This is a genomic window from Bacillus sp. RB3 (assembly GCF_030164735.1).
Taxonomy (GTDB): Bacteria; Bacillota; Bacilli; order Bacillales; family Bacillaceae_G; genus Bacillus_A; species Bacillus_A cereus.
In genome coordinates this window covers 26,978-48,717 of record NZ_JASNGE010000027.1, presented here as the reverse complement: position 1 = coordinate 48,717, position 21,740 = coordinate 26,978, and the positions used below count along the sequence as shown (strand labels likewise).

The window sequence follows — 21,740 nt, the reverse complement described above, 5'->3', positions numbered from 1 at the left end:
GAAAACAGATGTTTACGTATGTAGAAACAAGAATTATTGCTGAAAAAAGAAAACAATTAACTACTAGAATTAAAGAAATTATTACTGAGAGATTAGATTTAGAAATCGAACCGCATTTCATTACTGATGATCAGCCATTATTCGGAAGAGGCTTAGGAGTTGACTCCTTGGATGCATTAGAGCTATTTCTGGCAATTGAAGAGGAATTTGGCGTTGCAGTATATGACGAGAATATGGCAGTACTGGGTTCTATTAATAAAATTGCCGATTTTATTGAAGAAAATAGGGAGGATGATGTGCAGTGAGACCGGTATTAAATGCAGATCAAATCCGAAATATCTTACCGCATAAATGGCCATTCCTTTTCTTAGATAAAGTTATTCAACTTGAGCCAGGAAAGAGTGGAATTGGTATTAAAAATGTAACTGTAAGCGAACCTTTTTTTGAAGGGCACTTTCCAAATGAATCCATAATGCCTGGAGTGTTAATTATTGAAGCTTTGGCACAAATGACGGCTGTTGTTTATGTTACAGGAGAACTAGCAAAAATAGATGCACATGGTGCATGTTCACCTAAAATAGATCCAAGTTCATATGTGGGCTATTTAGTTTCTGTACGTAATATGAAATTTTTAAAACCTGTGGTACCAGGAGACCAACTAGAATTACATGTCCAAATTGGAAGATCACTGGGGGTAATCTCACAAGTGGAAATCACGGCTTATGTAGATAAAAAGAAAGTTGCTACTGGTAGTATTCAAGTTTCTAAAAGAGTTGAGGAAATATGATCCATGGTATAGATGTTCAAGTTCGTGAGTGTACAGAGGCAGACAGTGAGAAGTTAGCGCAGTTTTATAATAAATATCAATATGGCCCCATTAAATATGGGTATCCCTTAAATAAGCAAGACATCAAGCAATTATTTCGAGAGCGGAAGATACAGTTATATTTAATTGCTGAATATGAAAATGAAATTATAGCTAGCTTATTATTTTCTAGTTTATCAGGTCAAAGAGCAGCAATTCCAGATGGAACCTGGGCAGGATTCTTTTTAATCCATCCAGAATTTCGTTCGGGAAATATACCAGATAAATTATTTGCCTATGCAATCAAAAATCTTATTCAACAAGATATTAAGTATATTGATACAGAAGTGAATCCGGAAGATAAAGTAGCCATGGCACTCTATAAAAGAGTAGGGTTATATCAAACAAGTAGGTCGTATATAGACTATGATGGTTACTTAAATTTAAGAAGCTATTTACCTTATGTTATTAATTATCTGTTAGATGCATTTAAACCAATTATTTCAAAAAGTGACCAAGATATATGGCTAGCTAGAGGTTGGAAAACAGTTAGGGGATTGAAATCCCTACGTTCTATTCAGAGTAATGCCATAACAAGAAATGGAATTGAAGTTGTAAAGTATGCTATTAATCTTGGAGCAAAAGATGTGAATTGTTGGGTTGATATAAAAAGTGAAAAAATTACTGAGGTAGAAACAGAACAAGTACGATTCACTAGTTATATTTTAGAAGGAAACAATTTAATAGTTGGAGAGAAGATTCGTATTTGTTATGTATATGAACACCATTTTCCAAATCCTATTGAAACTAGTATTACATCAACGATAGGGGACGATTACTTAATTGATTTCAAGAAAACTTTTTATCCAAATAAAAAGTACGAGTGGGAAGAAGTTATAACAGTAAATAGGAAAATTGAGGGAGAGCTTGTTACTAAGTTAAAAGCAAAAGAACTAGAACTAATTGTTCATTTTGGAGTAACCATAGCAAATCCGTTAGAAGTAAATGTCGCTAATTATCCTAAGTTAATTAATGGAAAAGAATCTGCATGTATCGTTAATGTAAAAAATAATACTTTAGATAGATTAATTTACAAACTACTTATTCAACAAGGAAACTCTAAAATACTAGATTTCAAACCGCTAGTAAAGCACCAAATTTGCATCTTAGAGCCGGGTGAAATTAAGCAACATCCTATTTTATTGAATCCTAAAAAAATTGGTATTACTAATATGACAATTTCGGCTGTTAGTCATCAAAATAAAAGTATTGGGGATTTAAAGACAATAATTCCGATTCATGCGCATGGGAAAAATCATGTTTATGAAACAGAAGAACACTTGGTGCTAGAAAATATGTATATAACTGTACAAATAAGTAAAAGTACTGGTTGTTTATATATATATGACCTTAGAAGACAGCAATTATTAGTAAAAGAAGCATGGCCAGATTTAGATTACCCATTTTTAAATGCAGTAAAAGAACCGAAAGTAAATGAGCTGTCATGGGCAATAAAATCTGATTCATGTTTTGAGATCATTCATAAGGCCACAAGATTAAAGAGAAGCATTCGTTTTTTGTCAGATAAGATAGTTGAAATAAAAGATTTTGCACAAGAAGGAAAATATATAAAGATATACCCTTGGTGCATGTTATATGATGCGAAGATGACAGTACCATTAAAGAGTGGGTTAGTTTCTAAACCTATGGTATATGGTGAGTATCCATATGCACTACATGACTATGAATTTGTAAACCAATTCGATCTACCTAGTCATCCAAACATGTATGAGCGAAATTATACATTGCTTGAATCGCAAAATATTAATATTGGATTCATATGGAAAGGAAATATAGAGCGTATCCAATTTGGATTAAGATGGATGCCAGCGGTAATATTTACACGGAATGATAAAGAAAAATGTATAACAAAAACGCACTATTATACTTTATGTTCTCGTGATAGCAAAGATGAAGTAGAAGAAATCTATAACGATATTACTAGTCATACATCCAATCTTATATCTAATAAGATTCTGTACTCAATTGAGACTGACCAATTTCATATTATAAATGAAAACGGGGAATTTCATATTCACGGAAGCCTAAAAAACTTATTTCCTTCCATATTAAAGGGGAAATTAACATTGTTTTTCCCTCAGATACCTTACGTACAACATTTGTTTATACAAGACATTGATTCTATAAGCAATTTTGATTTTGAATTTAGTGGAAAGGTTAATTGCTCAAAAGCACATTATGCCATAATTACGTATCAAGATGAATTCAATAGAAGTGCGATAACTAAAAAAATATATCTTTTCCCCAAAGGAAGAAATAAATTAACATATAGTGAAAAAAAGCAAGAATACTTAGTTCAAAATAATGTACTAAATATAAAGATTAAAGCAAGCCAAGATAGTAAAATAATAGAATTTATGTATAAAAATAAAGAGATTTTAAAAGAAAGATCAGTATTAAATTCTTATAATTTTTTACCTGGTTTAATGATACCAACGGTTCAATCTTGTACTCCAGATTGTAGGGAAGATCTGAGTATTAATTCCATACATCTCAAGAACAGTGCCAATTCAGTAGTAGTAAAAGAAAATACATACAGGGAATTCATTCATCAGATCTTCTGTCAATCTAATGAATCGAAAGTTGGATATACAACTGTATTTGATTTACCAATTTTACAAGTACAAATGAAAAATCTACAAAAAGAGAAGATGAAAGCTAGTGTCTTTCATTTATTCTGGGAGAAAAAAGGGAAAACAAAAATTAAAAAGATTTATTATTGGCAAAACGGAGAGCAAAATACATTAATACCAAATGACAAACAAAGAAAAATTTACTTAGATAAGAAGGTAATTCTCGAATTATCTAATGGGTTATATGTATCTATTTTAGCACTATCTCATAATACAAAATGCTTTATATACGAGTGGCCAAAGAAAGGTATACAAATTGGTATATATGATAATCAGAACGAATATTATGATGCAGATATTCGCTTTAATATTGCAGTTGGAGAAACTTTACTTGATAGTGAATACTTTTCGCAAATTTTATTAGAGGGGAATATGACATGAAAGTATTGTTTATTGCACCTAGTCACTTTAGCATTGGTGAGTTGCACAATGCCTTATGTCTAGCGAAACAAATTGAAGAGGATGGGGAAGTATATTTTTTAACAAGTGAAAAATTCTTATGGTATGCCAGTAAATCTGTAGCAAATGTTACATCACTAACAAAGGGGCTAAGACAAAAAGAGGTTATTAAACAAATAATTGATTCTTTTCAGCCTGATGCTATTGTTCTAGCTGATTACCATAATTTATTTTTAGAGTCTCCAATTATTGATCTTGATTATTTATTAAACCTACACATACCTTGTTTCTCTATTGATTCTTTAGCTTGGGGTAGTGAGGATCGATTATTAGAAAATAAACTTTTTAAAAATGCAAATTACAATAGCTTAAAAAAAAGGTCATTGATAGAACTACCTAAAATCCCGTCTCAATTTAAACTAATTAGAACATGTCCAGTGAATAGTTATAAACAAGATAGTGAGAATATTATTTCTGTCAAATTATATAAAGAGGCTTTACAAATAGATGAAGAAATAAGAATGAAAATAAGAGCACAACTAGGTTGTAGAGAACAAGATAAATTAATTATGATTGCGAAATCATCATGGGCCAACCTATTAGTAAAAATGAGGCTCATGGAGAAGAAACAGTACAATGATGCAAGGTTTAGCTATGAATATATACTACAAGAACTATTAAGTCTATATCTTCAAGACTTTCCGAGCGATACATGTATTAAATTAATTGGGGTTTCAGATGAGACCAAATTTGTTTCTATGAAAAATGGAGGGAAAATAGAATTTGTTTCACTACCATTTCTTCACTTGGAAGAATATGAGCAACTAATATTATCGTGTGATTTATTTATCACCGATAATATAACATCCTGCTCAATGGGAAAAGCGGTATTTGGAAAAATACCTGTAATTAGTCTGGTAAACCATATGGAATATGAAGAATTAAAGACTCAAAGAGATAGCCATAATCCTACCTTAAGAAGCATTATAGAAAAATGGAATTATATAATACCTAATGGACTTTATCCATTTCTTGTATTTCCAAATGGATGGCATAAAGAATTAGCACCATTGATAGAGAAAAATGATTATTTTAAATGTGTGCATACTTGTGAAATATTTGATTTAAAAGAAACTAGTCAAACGATATTTAATACGCTGTATAGCAAAACTGAGATTGATAAATTAAAGAAAATACAACAACTGTATATAAATAATGTATGTAATTTACCGACAATAAAAGATGTGATAAAGAGAGAATTGGGGGCACTTAATCATGAATAATCAAATTAATATACAAAAAGAAAAAAATGAAGCATATGATGCGGTACGTAGCGGAATAGGTGTAATAGATTTATCAGAAACAGGAAGAATCGTTGTAAAAGGGGAGGACCATGTAGAGTTCCTAAATCGTTTAGTTACGAAAGATATTATGTTTATGGAAGAAGAAACTACACTCTTTACCTTATTGTTACAAGAAGATGGGACGGTAATCGATTTAATTAATCTATTTAAAAATGAGGATTCTATTACAGTTATTACTACACCGCATAAAAAGGACACTGTACTAGCTTGGTTAGAAAATCAAAAGACAAATGGCATTGAGATTATAGATATAAGTCAAACACATTCTCTCCTTGGATTTGAAGGCCCTTATGCATGGAGATTAGCTCAACAATTTTTAGATTTCGAAATATCATCACTACCATTTCAATCATTTGTGTTAAATCAATTATTTGGAAAAGAAATACTATTGGCAAGAACAGGTGTAACAGCAGAGTATGGTTATCAATTATTGTTTGAAAAATACTTGGAACCAATAGTGATTGAAACCATAAATTCTTTTAAAGATGACGATATTAACCTAAAAAAAGTGGATCGGGAAACATTAGAGACGTTAATGTTAGAAATTCGACATCCATATTTTGAATTTAAACATTTAGAAGAACTAAATATTTTCGAAGCTAGTTTAGAATGGTTTATTGATTTTTATAAAGATGAATTTTATGGAAGAGAAGCCTTAGAACAGCAATCGGAAGCTGGAGTTAATAAAAGAATTGTGGGATTCACGACAGGAATAGAGAGTCAAATTACAGTTAATGATGAGATTTTTATAGAAGAACAATTAATTGGTAAAGTTATTGAACTTAAAGAAAGTCCTGTATTAAACACGAGACTCGGGGTTGCTTTATTAGAGGAACCATTTGCTGTTTCAGGAATTGGATTTTATGTGAAAAATAAAGAAAATGCTTTATATGAGGCACATACTCAGTCCTCACCATATATTCTACCTAAATCATGGTCAATCAAAATACTGTAAAGGTGATGGCATATGAACATGAATAATCAACGAATCGTCGTAACTGGCATGGGAATTATTTGTTCAAACGGAAATAGTGTAAAAGAATTTTGGCACAATATTAAATCTGGGAAATCTGGTATTAAAGTAATCCAAAATATTGATATGGCTGAAATGGTAACAGATTATGGCGGAGAGATTGAAAACCTTCAGGTAGATGATTACTTCTTTAAGGACGAAATAAAGGATATGGATCGATGTGGAAAATTAGGTGTCATGGCGGCAAGAGAAGCGGTAGAAAACGCAAAATTAAAAATAGAAAACTTTAATCCATACCGAATTGGAATATCATTAGGCACATCTTTAGGAGGCATGTTGAGCGGGGAAGAATTTCATAATCAGTGGATTAAAGATGGAATTGAAAAAGCAGATGAAACGTTGCTTTTTAAGTATCCAATCCATACTCCCTGTGACAATATTACGCGAGACTTAAAAATAAAAGGGCCAAAAATGATTATTTCGAATGCATGTGCCGCTGGTACAAATTCAATTGGATTTGCACTGGATACAATTCGAAATAACAAAGCCGATATCATGATAACCGGTGGTGTAGATCCCTTATCTAAATTGTCAATGAGTGGTTTTAATAGTTTACAAGCACTAGCACCAACGCCACCATCACCCTATAGCAAGAGTAATGGCGTGGTAATTGGAGAAGGTGCAGCTATTCTTGTTTTGGAATCATTGGATCATGCGGTTGAAAGAGGGGCAAATATCCTAGCTGAAGTAGTGGATTACGATTTATCTTCAGATGCCTATCATCAGACGGCACCAGATCCGGGCGGGGAAGGTGCTTTGCGATCCATGCGAGGTGCTTTAAAAAAAGCCAAGATAGATGCTAAGGAAGTAAGCTATATCAATGGACATGGTACAGGTACACCAGCAAATGATGTATCAGAGCCAAAAGCAATTCGTACATTAATTACTGAAAATGAGACACCAGTTTCTTCAACTAAATCAATGATAGGACATATGTTAGGAGCCGCAGGGGCGGCAGAAGCAGTAACAAGTATTCTTGCTATTCAACATGGATATTTACCTCCAACTATAAACTTTGAAGTTGAAAGTCAAAAGTTTAATCTAGATTTTGTACCTAACATAGGTAGGGTAAGTGATTTGAGTTATGTACTATCAAATTCATTTGCTTTCGGTGGAAACAATGCAAGTATCTTATTCTGTAAGTACAATGAGAACCTTGAGTTATCAGCGGCAAAGGAAAAGCTAATTAAAGAAAAAAAAGTCGTAATTACTGGTGTAGGGGGCCTTGCTGGGAATTCTTCAAACCTTCAAGAAATTAAAGATTGTATGTTTAAGGGAAAGAGTGGTACCTCAAAGATTAAACAGTGGAACGACAATCCTAGGTGCATACAAGCCGGGAAAATACCAGAACAAAACTATCGAAGGCTAATACATCCTAATTTATTAAGGAAGATGGATTCAATTAGCAAACATGCAGTATTGTCAGTGAAAATGGCTATAGAAAACGGGAACTTAAAGATAGATAAAAATAATAGGGACAAGATAGGAATTATTTTTGCAACTGGTACAGGGCCAGTTGGAACGGTAGAATCATTTAACCGAATTATTATCCAAGAGGGTGTTAAGGCCGCCAATGCTAAATTATTTCCAAACACAGTTATGAACGCAGCAGCTGGACATATTTCATTAAACTTTAAAATAAAAGGGCCTACTTCAACTATTTCATGTGGCGGGGTTTCTGGTATTAGTGCACTATACTATGCCTATGCCATGATTCAATCTAGTGATTATGACACATTCATTGTGGTAACGGCAGATGAAGTAAATAATCCAATAATAGAGGGACACTCAAAAATAAAAAGATACTTAACAACTGAGAATATAAGTCCTTTTGATTGTAATAATAGCGGTACCATACTTGGTGAAGGGAGCATTGCCTTTATTGTAGAAAGTGAGGAGGCAGCGTTAAAAAGAAATGGTAATATTTTAGCTGAAATTAAAGGTTTTGGGTTAACATCTGATGATAGTAAAATAGGGGACTTAAATCATCTAGGAAAGGCATGGGAGGAATCTATGCGTTTAGCAATGAAAGAGGCGATGATTTCTCCAGGGGAGATAGAATATATTTGTGCAGCCGCCAATGGTCATACATATTTTGATCGTATTGAAGAGAGAGTTATAGAACGTACATTTGGTAATAAAACTCCTGTTAGTGCCACTAAATCTATCTTTGGGGAAACCCATGCAACTGCAGGCCTTCTTTCTCTCATTAGTGTAATATGTGCATTTGATGGTGAAATACCAGCTACGCAAAATGTAAAAAGTCATAGAGGAAGAATCAATCTTGTCACAGAAAATGCTCGTAAGGCTCCGGTGAGCAATGCCTTAATTAGTACATATTCCTATGGTGGTAATTATAATTCTGTTGTAATAGGAAAATATTTAAATTAATTATTTATGTAGGAGGCCACTTTTATCAAGTAAGTATCGGTCTCCTGCATAATAAGCTATATAGTTTTTAAAGCTTAAGCTTTTAATTGAGCATATCAGAAAAACTATGAAGGAGCACAATGCCATGAAAGGTATCATTCTTGCAGGTGGGAGCGGTACTAGATTGTACCCCCTTACCCAAATTGTATCAAAGCAATTATTACCTATCTATGATAAACCCATGATTTATTATCCTTTATCAGTACTAATGTTGGCGGGTATAAGAGAGATACTAATTATTTCAACGCCACAAGATATTAATAAATTTGAGCAAATGTTAGGTGATGGTTCAAAATATGGAATTACCCTTTCATATACTGTTCAGCCTTATCCAGAAGGTATAGCACAAGCATTTATTATAGCTGAGGAGTTTATTGGAAATGATAATGTAGCTTTAATTCTTGGCGATAATATCTTTTATGGTCATGGACTAACAGAATTACTAGAAAAAGCTGTTAAGAAGACTAGGGGAGCTACAGTTTTTGGTTATTATGTCAATGATCCAGAGCGCTTTGGGGTAGTAGAGTTTGATTCTAAAAAGCATGTAATTGATATCATAGAAAAGCCAAAGGAACCAAAATCAAACTATGCAGTAACTGGCCTGTATTTTTATGATAAACGTGTGATAGAAATGGCAAAAAATATTAAACCATCTAATCGTGGGGAATTAGAAATAACAGATATAAACAAAGAATATCTTGAAATGGGAGAATTAGAAGTTGAATTATTGGGAAGAGGCTACGCATGGCTGGATACAGGTACACACGAATCATTATTAGAAGCAGCACAATTTATAGAAACAATTGAAAAAAGACAGAGCTTAAAAGTAGCTTGTTTAGAAGAAATTGCATTTAAAAAGAAATATATAACCAAGCAACAACTATTAAAAATGGCAAATTCGGTAAAGGAAAATCAATACAGCCGATATTTATTAAGTGTTGCCCATCAATAGCATTTAAATGAATGGAGAGAGAAGAATGCGTAAAATTCATACAGCATTAGATGGTGTTTTTATTATAGAGCTTGATAAATGCAGTGACAAACGCGGTTACTTCATAGAAACATGTAATAAGAAAAAATTTGAACTTTTAGATTTACATGGAGACTTTGTACAAGATAATCAATCATTATCTGTTCACACAGGCACGATACGTGGGCTGCATTATCAGTTGAATCCTAAAGCACAAATGAAGGTAGTAAGCTGCATTTCTGGCTCTATTTATGATGTAGTGGTAGATATCCGAAAGGGCTCTCCAACGTATGGGCAATGGTTCGGAACAATTTTAAGTGAGTATAATAACCGTCTACTTACCGTTCCTAAAGGGTTTGCACATGGTTTTTGTACTACAGAACCTAATACTATTGTCCAGTATAAAGTAGATGAGTATTATTCACCTAACCATGAAGGCGGAATTCTATGGAATGATGAAACGATAGGGATTTTTTGGCCAACTAATCAACCAGTTTTATCAGAGAAAGATAGAAAACTACCTAGATTAAAAGATACTAATATCAACTTTGTTTATGGAGATGATTTTAATTGAAATTATTAATAACGGGTGGGGCAGGATTTATTGGTAGTAATTTTATTCGGTATATGTTAAAGAAATATCCTCAATACCAAATTGTAAATGTAGATTTATTAACATATGCAGGAAATTTATCTAATTTAAAGGAAATATCACTAAATCAAAATTATAAATTCATCAAAGGGGATATTTCAAATGAGATATTCATAGATAAGTTATTTAAAAAAGAGAAATTTGATTATGTATTAAATTTCGCAGCAGAATCTCACGTTGATAGAAGTATTAAAACTCCTCATATCTTTGCCCAAACTAACATATTAGGTACACAAGCCTTATTACACTCAGCATATAAAACAAAAGTGAAAAAGTTTGTACAAATTTCTACAGATGAAGTATATGGGACATTATCTCAAGCGGGTGCGTTTACAGAACATACAATATTAGCTCCTAATAGTCCTTATAGTGCAAGTAAAGCTAGTGCAGATTTAATGGTACGAGCGTATCATGAGACGTTCGGTTTACCTATGAATATAACTCGTTGTTCCAATAATTATGGTCCCTATCAGTTCACGGAAAAATTAATACCATTAACAATAACTCATGCGTTAAATAATAAAGATATTCCACTCTACGGTGATGGATTGCATATAAGAGATTGGCTTCATGTAGAGGATCACTGTGTAGCTATTGACTTAGTTCTTCATGGTGGAGCAGATGGGCACATTTATAATATCGGAGGAGATAATGAATATACAAATCTAGATATTGTACAAAAAATACTCAAATTCCTAAATAAAGATCAATCGCAAATTACATTTATCTCAGATCGCTTAGGACATGATAGACGTTACGCCATCGATGCTACTAAGTTGAAAGAAGAATTAGGTTGGACACCACACTATCTATTTGATGATGGACTCACTCAAACAATTAAGTGGTATATAGATAACCGTACGTGGTGGGAATGAATTTTATTAGCTAAAAATTACATAAGTTAAACGAGGAATTTTAAAATGAAGATACTGATAACGGGAGTAGATGGGCAACTAGGACAAACTTTAATACAAGTACTCAGCAGGACACATCATGAGCTATATGGTGTGAATCGAACCACGTTAGATATTACAAATAAAATAAGAGTTAGCTCTTATCTTGATAGGTTAAAGCCAGATGTAATTGTACACTGTGCAGCATTTACAAATGTAGATGGGGCAGAGAAAAATAAAGGGCTGGCATATGAAGTAAATGTATTAGGTACCAAGTATATTGCTCAGGCTGCAGGGAGAATAAAGTGTAAACTTGTATATATTAGTACGGATTATGTATTTGATGGCGAAAAGCATACACCATACAATCTTGAAGATCGTCCTAATCCATTAAATATATATGGAGAAACGAAATTGGCTGGAGAACATTTAGTAAAAAAATACACGAAGAATCATTTTATTATTAGAACGTCCTGGATATTTGGAAAGGGCGATGGTCACTTTATTGCTAAGATAGGAAAAATAGCAAGTCTATATGATGAAGTCCGCGTGGTATCTGACCAGTTTGGTTCACCTACCTATGCACTAGATTTAGCAAATTTTATTGCAGAGTTAATAGAGACGGATCAATACGGATTATATCATGTGACAAACGAGGGAATATGTTCATGGTATGAGTTTGCAGTGGAATTTTTTAAAGACTTCAATAGAGACATCAATATAATTCCCTTAACGACAGAAGAATTCCTGCAAATAGCCAATAGACCTAAATATTCAGTGTTAAGCAAAGATTGCATTATCCTGAATGGATTAAAACCATTAAGACATTGGAAAGAAGCATTAAAAGAGTATAAGGAACAATTTAATAGTAGATAATCATTTTAATTTATATAAAATTAACCAGTTAATATAGCTTTATTTTTTAGTAAGTTGCAGTGGAATTTTTTAGAAATTTGTCGTTTATAAAGTATTAACTGTAAAATAAAAAACCAATACTTTAAGTAGTGGTTTTTTATTTTACAACTATACATTAAATCGTAACAAAAGCCATTATACATTCGCTGAAAGATTAACGGTACATTTACTATTTTAGCATAGTTGCATTCAAATAAATGTTCCAATCTAGTGAACTTTCAAGTTTGAATAGATTTAGATAATACCTATTATGTAATCATCTTTGGATAATTAGCTCTTGATTTCCTTTCCCCTGACGTCCCATCACTTCTATTTCATACTTCTCTAACCAGAATTTAGAAGTTTTTAAAACTTTAAATCTGCACCAAAAGCTCAATACAATTCGTAAATAATTTTAAAATCTCAGATAATTAAATTTTAGCAGCCAGTATCTTGACTGCTAAAATTTGATTATAGAACTATTTTTCTGTGGCAAAATAAAGCAGGGCCATGGTAGGAAAAGCGATTCCTATCCATAATGTTAGACTCCATCCGCCTAAGGCGTATGCCCATCCACCAATAAAGGATCCAACAGCACCTCCTAAAAAGAAAATAGCCATAAATAGCCCATTTAATCGACTACGAATTTCTGGACTCAACGAGAAAATTAAACGTTGGCTAAGCACAAGGTTTGCAGATACTCCCATATCCAACAGAATTGCAGCAATTACTAAAACAGCTATTCCTATGGGCGAACTACTTTGAATAATAAGTGGTAGTAATAAAGAAATAATAACAACAGTGAGAGCTATCCCAGTGGCGGGTCGTGTCCAGCCAAGATCAGCTAGACGACCACCTATTGGAGCGGCTATTGCACCTGTAATTCCGACAAGTGCATATAATGCTATGACAGTCTGGGAAAAATGAAAAGCAGGACTAGACAATAATAATGGAACAGTGGTCCAGAATAAGCTGAAAGCCCCAAATACACAAGCATGATAAATTGCACGACGGCGTAAAATTGGAGTAGTTCGTAGTAGTTGCCACATTGAACTAAGTAAGGCGGTATAATTTGTTTTTTCCGTTGGTTTTCTAGTAGGGAGTACCTTCGATAATACAAACGACAAGACAATGATTACAGTAGCAGATAAAGCAAATATTGCATTCCATCCCCAGATATCAGCTACTAGACTAGATATCGGGCGAGCAAGCATAATACCTAATAACAGTCCACTCATGACATTACCAACTACACGCCCTCGTGCATCTTCCGATGAAAGGTATGACACAAAAGGTACGAGCACTTGCGCTGCGACCGATCCCAGTCCGATAAAGAATGAAGCTACTAATAACATGATTGCGCTCTTTACAAAAACTGTGGCAGTTAGAGCAACTGCACTTAGTAATAACAATATAATTATCAACTTTTTATTCTCAACAATATCCCCCAAGGGTACAAAAAATAGTAAGCCAACAACATATCCAATCTGGGTTAGCGTTACAATTAATCCAGCACCACTGTTAGAAAGACCAATTACATTACTAATTAACCCAATTAAAGGCTGTGCATAATAAAGATTAGCCACGATGATACCACATGCGGTTGCCAGAAGAATCATTAAACCCGATGAAATTTCCTTATCACTTGCTTTATTTTTAAAATTAGACATAACTATTTCCCCCCATACTTTTATTTCAGAATTACCTTGGTGTATTTTGAAACTTAGACAAAGCCATGACCATTACAAGATTCCTTAACAATTAATAAACTAAACGTTCAGTTTATTAATTAAATAAAATATATACTAAACGTTCAGTTTTGTAAATAGGCTATTTTATATTTTGTTCATATTAAGTATACTAAACGTATAGTTTATGTTCTTGAAAGGAATGATTAATGTGCAAGGTAAAAGAGGTAGACCGCGTAATATCGAAACCCAAAAAGCTATTCTTTCTGCATCTTATGAGTTATTACTGGAAAGTGGCTTTAAAGCAGTCACAGTCGATAAAATTGCAGAACATGCTAAAGTTAGTAAAGCTACGATTTATAAATGGTGGCCTAATAAGGCTGCTGTAGTAATGGATGGTTTTCTTTTTGCTGCCGCATCTAGATTGCCTATACCTGACACAGGCTCAGCATTGAATGATATTTTAATTCATGCTACAAGTTTAACCAAATTTTTGATAAGTCGGGAAGGGACTATTATTACTGAGTTAGTTGGGGAAGGACAATTTGACTCAAAGCTGGCAGAGGAATATCGTACTCGATATTTCCAGCCACGTCGCCTGCAAGCAAAGCAACTCCTGGAGAAGGGAATTAAAAGAGGCGAATTAAAAGAAAATCTCGATGTTGACTTAAGTATCGATCTCATTTACGGACCAATTTTTTATCGGTTGCTAGTAACCGGTGAAAAGTTGGATGATTCCTATGTGCATGACTTGGTAATAAATGCATTCGAAGGAATACGCTTGAATTAATTCATATTAAAATAAAGATTTAGAAATTCTACTGTCTCTTATTCGGAGGCAAATTATATTAACTTGGTAAATAAAGTATTTAATTTTTGAAAACTGATGTATATGGAGTGGTCTCCCAATACATCAGTTTAAGAAGTAAGGGGATGTTAAAAATAATCAAGATAATTACTCTAAATATAACGTCATGCAAATAATTTTCGTTATGGGGTAATTCTGAATTCTTAAGTTGATGGGCATGGGATAGAACCAACATTTCGTGGATTCTGTACGTTAAGACTACATGTTAACGAAAATATACGCTAAGGAATTAAATTTACGAATATCGTAGATGGGTATCAATTCGCCCTAGATTTATATGTAACGATTGGAAACGTGGAGAAAATACAGGAGAAAATACTTCGGAAACAAATCGAGAACGATCTTTATAAAGAAACACTCCCGAAGGAGTGTTCATCGTTTCAGTTCAAAAAGGTAAAATCCATAGTCTGTGGCAATACCTTCATAATCCATTTGTCTAAGCATTGCAGTAATGTTACCACGATGATATGTGCCGTGATTAACCACGTGCCTAATGAGATCGTTGTAATTAGCCCGCATCACACCGAATTTAAGCGGATACTCAGATATTGTCTCTAAATCAGATTGATGGTTCAAAATAAACTCTTCATATCGAGCCGCTATTTTATCATAGTAAGCCTCAAATGCATCGAGCGTGGCATCGGTTACCTCTTCACGCGAGCTCGTCATTGCAGCGTAAATGTCCTCAGGACTTTCATGGGACATTATGCTTATCCAAGTATTATCCACAGAATAGATATGTGCTAATGCGTCGCTGATGGTAGGAAATACACTTTTTAATGGTCTACGGTACAGATCTTCAGGAAGTTTCTTTAAATGATCAAAAACTCTTTTATTAGCCCAAACATGGTAACGAAATAGATCAAGCGTATCGTTCATTATATCCCTCCTAGATTCTGATGTTATTTCGAATAGTATAGTGTTCTATACATTGAAATGGATTCTTCAACTATTATACACGATTTTTTTTGGATGAAATCTCTTGACCATCTTTCTGTCGCTAAGGAGTATCTTTACCCTAATAAAAAATAATAAGCCTAAAATGTGCACGTTTATGTATATTTTAGGTTTTTTTAACTATCAAATACAAATAGAAAGCATAAGGAAGTCTCAAAAACGCGTAGGTATTTGAGACGAATGAACTTCAACCTAAAATATGCTGAAAATATCTTGAATAGTGTCTCAAAACTCATCTTTAAATCAAAATCTCAATTCAAATTGTGTTATTAAGTTTTGAGAATCCCTTAGAGTAAAAAAACGTTAAAATGTGCGTGCTACCCTATTAAGAAATGGCCAAGAAAAATCAATAAAGGTAGAGTCCTGGCGTTCATTTATAGAAGAAATGAATGTGTTAGGAATTCAGGATTCGGGTGTGTTTCAAATTCAGTTAGTGGAATATGGTAAAGAAAGAACGAAAAAGAGTCCTCCTAAAAATAATAGAAGAAAATAGTTTACTTACGTATAAATATCATAATTAAGCACATGTTATATACAAATATAGTGGAGGTGCAATTATGAATATTCAAAGACATGAAAGTAATACAAATGAAATTCTTATTTCTGCTGCAGCAAGTGCTATTGAGCAAATGAAGTATGAAATTGCCCGTGAATTAGGAGTCACACTTGGACCAGATACATCATCACGTGCAAACGGCTCTGTCGGTGGAGAAATTACAAAACGCTTAGTTCGAATGGCTGAAGAGCAATTATCAGGACAACACAGATTACATTAAGTTAAAATGATAAAAGAAAAAAGGGCCCATAAAACGGACCCTTTTTCTTTTTATTTACAAAGAATCTGAAAATTAGTTTTTATAACTTAAAAACGACCTTTCAGATTCTTTTATAAGAGGTTTTATTCAATAAGGTAATACGATAAGGGCTAAATAAAAAATAATCCATTACAAGTAGATTAAGAGCTATTTAACATATTCTTTTTATATTTTATTATTTTTATACTAATTTATTAAAAACCTATAAGTAGTGAGGTCATCGCTTTAATTAACCATTGATATTGATCGATAAATAGGGGGCACCATTTCCTACACAGTAGCCTTTAGAAAAAAGAAGCAACCTCTACTATGATTGATGTTGTATGAGCTTAGCTTGATAGTGATGTATGGTGACCCCTATAAGCAAATTTAATAGTTTTGCATATAAAATTTATAAGTATAAGTAGGGTAATATGTACTTCATTTACTATTTTGGGGTATTTAAAAATTTTGCAAAAAACCACTAATTTAATTTTTTATAGCTTTGCAAGACTTTTGTTATATTTACGTTAGCGTTTTGTAAGACTTAACGGATATGATGAGGTCAAGTTAAAAAATACCCTTTTAAAAATATTTTATTTCTAATTGGTATTTAAATTATATAAAGGCAATTTGGAGGAAAACAAAGATGAAGAAATTAAAACCCACGCTTAGTGTAGTAGGGAGTTTAACAATGGCTTTAACACTAGCTTCACCTACATTAGCAGAAACAAGTCTTCCAACGGAAGGAAGCAAAGTTGAAATATTTAAAGAAGATGCAAATGCAAAAGAAGGAAAAAATCCTGTTTATGATACTAATGATAAAATAGGAAAGTTGATGACAGAAAACATTGATGTTCAAAATAATGATTGGGATAACGATGGTATCTCAAACGATTTGGAGAAGAATGGTTATAAAATTGAGTTTAATCGAAAAACCGGAAAAAATGAAGCACTAGCATGGGATCCCGAGAAGGATAAAGGAAAGCTCAAATTTATTTCAAATCCTATGAGTGCAAATTCAGATGGAGATCCTTTTACAGACATGTATGAAGTTGAGAATTATAACAGTAATTCTGATACGGACTTTAACCCTATAGTTGCTAATATACCCAATCTACAAATTGGTTTGAAACGAATCGAAGTAATCCCTATTGCAACCATTACGGATAATAACGGTGGATCGATTAGCAGAGGATGGGAAAAAAGTGTAGCTACACAACATTCATTTAATGTAGGCCTAACTGGTACCGGTGGTGTAGAAGGCTCAGCAGCCGGTCCTGTTCCTTCCGGAAGTGTTTCAGTAAACGTGGGATACGGATATTCAAAAACAACTACTGAAACGGAGAGTTATACAAATAATTTTGATTGGTCTACCGCAACAACTGTGGATACAGCGAAAGCAGCAAAAGTACGCGTACACCTGGAATATAAAAATGTAGGTACCTCATCTGCTGAAAATGTATCACCGCATTTTAATATTCGTTTAGGAAATAAAATTATTAATACTGTAAAAGCAACACAAGATCGTTATAAGGCAAACTACCTAAGTACTGAAAAAGGTGGACGAAATAAAACAGAAGTAGTCATCGACAGTTTAGAGGGACAAGCAGATGTGAATATTTTCTTATCGTTAGATGAATTAAAAGCCGTTGAACAAGGGGAGCTTCTTGCGATTGAAGTGTTACCTACAAGTACAATGGATGTATCTATCGAGAAAGATGGAGAATTCATGAATTTAGGAGATTCAGGAAAATATGAATCTAGAGTAAATGCAACTACAGAGGAATTAGAAACAGACATTGGAAATAAGCCTAAGTTTAGAGTATATACTCCAAAGGGATCTCGCGGTGAGTATCCAGCTTTATCATATAACGAAGTGTTTAAACATGTAAATATAGATACAAGTAAAGTAAATAATATTGTGAGCAAGTCTACAAGAAATAATTCTATAGAAGTTGTTTCATCTTCCAACGCAGCTAGTTATGGTACTACATTGGAAAATTATAAAAATAATGAGAATGTGGGTTTATATACTAACGCTAAACACGGGGCTTTCGAAAACTTACAGCCACCAAAATTAGAAGAAAGTAGTTATGATCCTATTACAAAAAAGATTCGTGCAACAATCTCACCTGGTTTATTTGGAGCAAAAAATGAAATCTCCGCTTCCTATGAAACTAGACAAGGTTCTACGAAAAAAGTAACATTAGTTAGAAGTGGGAATGGACACATATATGAGTCTAGAGAAAATGTACCATTTGGTGAATTTTTACCGTCAAATAAAGTTACATTTGAAGTCCAGGATTCACAAAATAAATTACCTACAAACAAGATTTCTACCGTTGTTAAATATAATGCCGAATTTGATAATTATGTAGTAGATAATTCAGGTGAATTTGTTGTAGAGGGGGCTTCTTATACTATAGCAGATAATAATCCAGACACATATAAAAGATATTGGGGAAGTCATCATGCCAGCAATAAATGGGAATACCTTCAGAGTGAACTTTCTAGCTCTGAAAAAGTGAATCTAGTTATCGAAAGAGTAGGTCAACCTAAACCTGGACAACCGATCAAAAAAGATGAAGAGGTATTAATTAAATTCGCAAATCCTATTTATTCAGATTATGCCTATTTAAAACTTCAGGATGGTTATATTCATTTAGACCAAAAACGAAATGCAAGTACTTTTAAATTTAATTCTGTATCCGATAGTCCAACATTCTATAAACTGTTCAAAATACAATCTAATGGTAACTATATACAGCGGGAATATGACAATAATTATATGAAATACGGTACTGGTAATGGGAATAATATATGGAATCTAACTAGAGCTCAGTAAAAGAGAGCAATTCTTTTGCAGATAAAGGACTAGCTCCAATTGTTGCAAATAAAGAAAAGCTTTGGATAAGAACAGACAACGCCATCTAATATCAACTATACATGGCTGTTAGAACGTATGAAACAAAGGGTAATAGGGGATAAGGTAATCTCGCCATTAAACTAAAAAAACGTGATGCCCCAAGACTAAAAAAGGGGGATCACGTTTTTTTATATGGGCAAACAATCGTAAGAACTTGTATAATGTTTTATGCTGATTTCAAGGGAGATATGATTCAGATTGAATACATTTGTTAGTTATCATCATTGTATATAACTTTTAAAAATTTATGAGAGGTAATTTTATCAGAGAATTATCTTTTTCATTAGTAGTGAAAAGCAAAGGAGTTGTACGGGTGAAAAACAGAATTTTAATTATAGAGGATGAAGCAAATATCCTGGAAGTATGTAAGAGGTACTTAGATAGGGAAGGGTATGAAGTCTATACAGCTATAAATGGAGAAGAGGGATGGAATAGATTCAATCAATATCAACCTGACTTAATTATTTTAGATTTGATGATACCAAAAATGGATGGTTGGGAATTATGTGAGAAAATTCGTCAACAATCCAATGTCCCTATTATAATGTTGACTGCTAGGGGAGAAGAAAGGGATAGAATTTTAGGCTTAACAATGGGGGCAGATGATTACGTGACAAAACCTTTTTCACCCCGTGAATTAGTATTAAGGGTTCAAATTATATTGAGAAGAGGTAATCAGATAGCACTCCCAGAGAAAGAGCCTGTATCACAAGTGATAGAATTTCTAGGTTTAGAAATTTATCTAAATACACGATGCGTATTTGTTTACGGAAATAAAGTGGAGTTAACAGTTAAAGAGTTTGAAGTGCTATGTATCATGGCTAAGCACCCAAAGCAGGTTTTTTCTCGATCACAACTTTTGGATCTCATTTGGGATTTTGAATATGAAGGAAATACGAATACAGTTACTGTATTAATAGGGCGTTTACGAGAAAAATTGGAGAAGCATGCAAAACAAACACGTTGGATTCATACGGTTTGGGGCATTGGTTATCGTTTTGAGCCAAATGGAGGAAATGAAACATGAAATTACGATATCAATTATTACTCATGAATCTATTTAGCACCAGTATCATGTTGATTGCTATTTGGTATAGTGATAAGAGAATGTTACTTGCACCTGAACAAACAAAATTATTAACAGGAATTGCTATTTTAGCAACGATTGGTTCAACAATTATTTTTTGGCTAATGACACGCCCAATTATGAGGTCTATCCAAAACTTAATGGAATTAACAAAACAATTTGGTGATAGGCAGTTCAAGACAACTTACATAATTGGAAAAGAACCACGAGAGTTTAAAGAATTGGCAACTGCTTTTCAGCAGATGGCTCAAAATTTAGAAGAGGGATTTACCAAATTAGAAGAAGCAGAAAAAGCACGTAATGAGCTAGTTACGAATATTTCACATGATTTACGAACACCTATGTCTAGCATGCAATTAATGATTGAGGCTTTGCAAGATAATCTAATTGAAGATCCTGCAATGAAAAAGAAGTACTTAGCCACAATTCTAAAAGAAATTCAACGATTAAGTGGGCTAATTAACAACCTATTCGATCTTTCCAAGTTAGAGAGTGGACAAGATGATTTTCACCCAAGTTTATCTCATGTGGACAACGTTCTATTAGAGGTACTGGAGTCTCATTCGGTTTTATTGTCAGAAAAACAGATTGAATTAAAAATACACGTCTCTGATACACTACCTCAACTTTGGATTATGCCATGTAAAATCGTACGTGTTATGAGTAATCTATTACATAATGCTATTCGATATTCCCCAGTGTCGGGAGAAATCGTATTAATTGTAGAAGAAGATAAGCAAACTCAACAAGTAGAATTTATTATACGTGATGAGGGGAAAGGTATTTCTTCAAGTGACCAATTACGTATATTTGAACGTTTCTATAGAACAGATCAATCGAGAAGTTCACAGTCAGGAGGTTCGGGCCTCGGGCTAGCTATTGCAAAATCATTGATTGAACTACATAATGGAAAAATCGGCATGCGAAATCGTTTAGATGGTAAACAAGGAAGTGAATTTTGGTTTACTCTTCCCATAACATTAGAAAAAAATAAGACTATTGAAAGATATTTATAATATTTAGGGTGTTTTATCAAATATGAAATTCTTGAAAATAAAGAGAGAAGAAGGATATAACTTCTTCTCTCTTTATAGGAGGTGGGAATATCAATTGATATTCCCAAAAGTAAAGTTTTGGATTGGTAATTTACTTTTTTAATATTATAACGAGGAATTTATGTTTATCCTATATTTTTAAGTGGAGAAAACTTCTGCAACAGAATACTATATTTCCTATTAATATAGTTAATCCAATCGAGCAAGC

At 33.2% G+C, this 21,740-nt stretch carries 17 protein-coding genes; 15 read left to right on the top strand and 2 right to left on the bottom strand.

Going from position 1 to position 21,740, the window contains the following annotated elements:
* Positions 1 to 8: 8 nt before the first annotated feature.
* The 10 genes from QO049_RS24385 (at position 9) to rfbD (ending at position 12,136) form a co-directional block, all read left to right on the top strand.
* The gene (locus QO049_RS24385) at positions 9 to 305 is read left to right on the top strand and encodes an acyl carrier protein (RefSeq protein WP_061660225.1); all 297 of its coding nucleotides are present in this window, start codon (positions 9 to 11) and stop codon (positions 303 to 305) included.
* A complete protein-coding gene (gene fabZ, locus QO049_RS24380; RefSeq protein ID WP_065705800.1) occupies positions 302 to 787 on the top strand; it encodes a 3-hydroxyacyl-ACP dehydratase FabZ in 486 nt (161 codons plus the stop codon). The genes QO049_RS24385 and fabZ overlap by 4 nt, the downstream gene beginning before the upstream one ends.
* Complete coding sequence (locus tag QO049_RS24375; RefSeq protein WP_284489561.1) at positions 784 to 3,900, top strand: GNAT family N-acetyltransferase; 3,117 nt, start codon at positions 784 to 786, stop codon at positions 3,898 to 3,900. Before fabZ ends, QO049_RS24375 begins: the two co-directional genes overlap by 4 nt.
* Positions 3,897 to 5,201 carry a DUF6365 family protein gene (locus tag QO049_RS24370; protein ID WP_246963676.1) on the top strand — a complete coding sequence of 435 codons (1,305 nt, stop codon included), beginning with the start codon at positions 3,897 to 3,899 and terminating at the stop codon, positions 5,199 to 5,201. The genes QO049_RS24375 and QO049_RS24370 overlap by 4 nt, the downstream gene beginning before the upstream one ends.
* On the top strand, positions 5,194 to 6,237 hold the full coding sequence (locus tag QO049_RS24365) for an aminomethyl transferase family protein (RefSeq protein WP_214632297.1): 1,044 nt from the start codon (positions 5,194 to 5,196) through the stop codon (positions 6,235 to 6,237). Before QO049_RS24370 ends, QO049_RS24365 begins: the two co-directional genes overlap by 8 nt.
* Before the next feature lie 12 nt (positions 6,238 to 6,249).
* A complete protein-coding gene (locus tag QO049_RS24360; protein WP_284489560.1) occupies positions 6,250 to 8,706 on the top strand; it encodes a beta-ketoacyl-[acyl-carrier-protein] synthase family protein in 2,457 nt (818 codons plus the stop codon).
* A gap of 124 nt (positions 8,707 to 8,830) precedes the next feature.
* The gene (rfbA, locus tag QO049_RS24355; protein WP_246963679.1) at positions 8,831 to 9,697 is read left to right on the top strand and encodes a glucose-1-phosphate thymidylyltransferase RfbA; all 867 of its coding nucleotides are present in this window, start codon (positions 8,831 to 8,833) and stop codon (positions 9,695 to 9,697) included.
* Positions 9,698 to 9,722: 25 nt separating this feature from the next.
* Positions 9,723 to 10,289, top strand: coding sequence for a dTDP-4-dehydrorhamnose 3,5-epimerase (gene rfbC / locus QO049_RS24350; protein ID WP_095691703.1), 567 nt, complete (start codon positions 9,723 to 9,725; stop codon positions 10,287 to 10,289).
* Positions 10,286 to 11,242, top strand: coding sequence for a dTDP-glucose 4,6-dehydratase (gene rfbB / locus QO049_RS24345; protein WP_089172167.1), 957 nt, complete (start codon positions 10,286 to 10,288; stop codon positions 11,240 to 11,242). Before rfbC ends, rfbB begins: the two co-directional genes overlap by 4 nt.
* Before the next feature lie 45 nt (positions 11,243 to 11,287).
* Complete coding sequence (gene rfbD / locus QO049_RS24340) at positions 11,288 to 12,136, top strand: dTDP-4-dehydrorhamnose reductase (RefSeq protein WP_246963680.1); 849 nt, start codon at positions 11,288 to 11,290, stop codon at positions 12,134 to 12,136.
* Between the two features lie 497 nt (positions 12,137 to 12,633).
* On the opposite strand, the gene QO049_RS24335 is transcribed toward rfbD, so the two are convergent.
* The gene (locus QO049_RS24335; RefSeq protein WP_095691700.1) at positions 12,634 to 13,824 is read right to left on the bottom strand and encodes an MFS transporter; all 1,191 of its coding nucleotides are present in this window, start codon (positions 13,822 to 13,824) and stop codon (positions 12,634 to 12,636) included.
* A 220-nt stretch (positions 13,825 to 14,044) separates the two neighbouring features.
* Here QO049_RS24335 and QO049_RS24330 point away from each other — a divergent pair, with 220 nt between their 5' ends.
* Positions 14,045 to 14,632 (top strand): TetR/AcrR family transcriptional regulator, encoded by a 588-nt coding sequence (locus QO049_RS24330; protein ID WP_141241159.1) that lies wholly within the window; start codon positions 14,045 to 14,047, stop codon positions 14,630 to 14,632.
* A gap of 450 nt (positions 14,633 to 15,082) precedes the next feature.
* Here the strand turns inward: QO049_RS24330 and QO049_RS24325 are convergent, their stop codons facing one another.
* Positions 15,083 to 15,589, bottom strand: coding sequence for a DinB family protein (locus QO049_RS24325; protein WP_246963681.1), 507 nt, complete (start codon positions 15,587 to 15,589; stop codon positions 15,083 to 15,085).
* 635 nt (positions 15,590 to 16,224) lie between these two features.
* On the opposite strand from QO049_RS24325, the gene QO049_RS24315 reads away from it, so the two are divergent.
* From QO049_RS24315 to QO049_RS24300, 4 genes are all read left to right on the top strand, one after another.
* The gene (locus QO049_RS24315) at positions 16,225 to 16,443 is read left to right on the top strand and encodes an alpha/beta-type small acid-soluble spore protein (RefSeq protein WP_001025757.1); all 219 of its coding nucleotides are present in this window, start codon (positions 16,225 to 16,227) and stop codon (positions 16,441 to 16,443) included.
* 667 nt (positions 16,444 to 17,110) lie between these two features.
* Positions 17,111 to 19,309 carry a binary toxin-like calcium binding domain-containing protein gene (locus QO049_RS24310; protein ID WP_284489559.1) on the top strand — a complete coding sequence of 733 codons (2,199 nt, stop codon included), beginning with the start codon at positions 17,111 to 17,113 and terminating at the stop codon, positions 19,307 to 19,309.
* 394 nt (positions 19,310 to 19,703) lie between these two features.
* On the top strand, positions 19,704 to 20,417 hold the full coding sequence (locus QO049_RS24305) for a response regulator transcription factor (protein ID WP_087997531.1): 714 nt from the start codon (positions 19,704 to 19,706) through the stop codon (positions 20,415 to 20,417).
* Complete coding sequence (locus QO049_RS24300) at positions 20,414 to 21,493, top strand: sensor histidine kinase (RefSeq protein ID WP_246963684.1); 1,080 nt, start codon at positions 20,414 to 20,416, stop codon at positions 21,491 to 21,493. Before QO049_RS24305 ends, QO049_RS24300 begins: the two co-directional genes overlap by 4 nt.
* Positions 21,494 to 21,740 lie beyond the last annotated feature (247 nt).

What these genes read in the sequence shown, in the direction of transcription:
- QO049_RS24335 (WP_095691700.1), bottom strand. Translation starts at nt 13,824, where the DNA reads ATGTCTAATTTTAAAAATAAAGCAAGTGATAAGGAAATTTCATCGGGT.
- QO049_RS24370 (WP_246963676.1), top strand. Translation starts at nt 3,897, where the DNA reads ATGAAAGTATTGTTTATTGCACCTAGTCACTTTAGCATTGGTGAGTTG.
- QO049_RS24330 (WP_141241159.1), top strand. Translation starts at nt 14,045, where the DNA reads ATGATTAATGTGCAAGGTAAAAGAGGTAGACCGCGTAATATCGAAACC.
- rfbA (WP_246963679.1), top strand. Translation starts at nt 8,831, where the DNA reads ATGAAAGGTATCATTCTTGCAGGTGGGAGCGGTACTAGATTGTACCCC.
- rfbC (WP_095691703.1), top strand. Translation starts at nt 9,723, where the DNA reads ATGCGTAAAATTCATACAGCATTAGATGGTGTTTTTATTATAGAGCTT.
- rfbD (WP_246963680.1), top strand. Translation starts at nt 11,288, where the DNA reads ATGAAGATACTGATAACGGGAGTAGATGGGCAACTAGGACAAACTTTA.
- QO049_RS24325 (WP_246963681.1), bottom strand. Translation starts at nt 15,589, where the DNA reads ATGAACGATACGCTTGATCTATTTCGTTACCATGTTTGGGCTAATAAA.
- QO049_RS24360 (WP_284489560.1), top strand. Translation starts at nt 6,250, where the DNA reads ATGAACATGAATAATCAACGAATCGTCGTAACTGGCATGGGAATTATT.
- QO049_RS24310 (WP_284489559.1), top strand. Translation starts at nt 17,111, where the DNA reads ATGAAGAAATTAAAACCCACGCTTAGTGTAGTAGGGAGTTTAACAATG.
- QO049_RS24385 (WP_061660225.1), top strand. Translation starts at nt 9, where the DNA reads ATGTTTACGTATGTAGAAACAAGAATTATTGCTGAAAAAAGAAAACAA.
- QO049_RS24300 (WP_246963684.1), top strand. Translation starts at nt 20,414, where the DNA reads ATGAAATTACGATATCAATTATTACTCATGAATCTATTTAGCACCAGT.
- QO049_RS24375 (WP_284489561.1), top strand. Translation starts at nt 784, where the DNA reads ATGATCCATGGTATAGATGTTCAAGTTCGTGAGTGTACAGAGGCAGAC.
- QO049_RS24315 (WP_001025757.1), top strand. Translation starts at nt 16,225, where the DNA reads ATGAATATTCAAAGACATGAAAGTAATACAAATGAAATTCTTATTTCT.
- QO049_RS24365 (WP_214632297.1), top strand. Translation starts at nt 5,194, where the DNA reads ATGAATAATCAAATTAATATACAAAAAGAAAAAAATGAAGCATATGAT.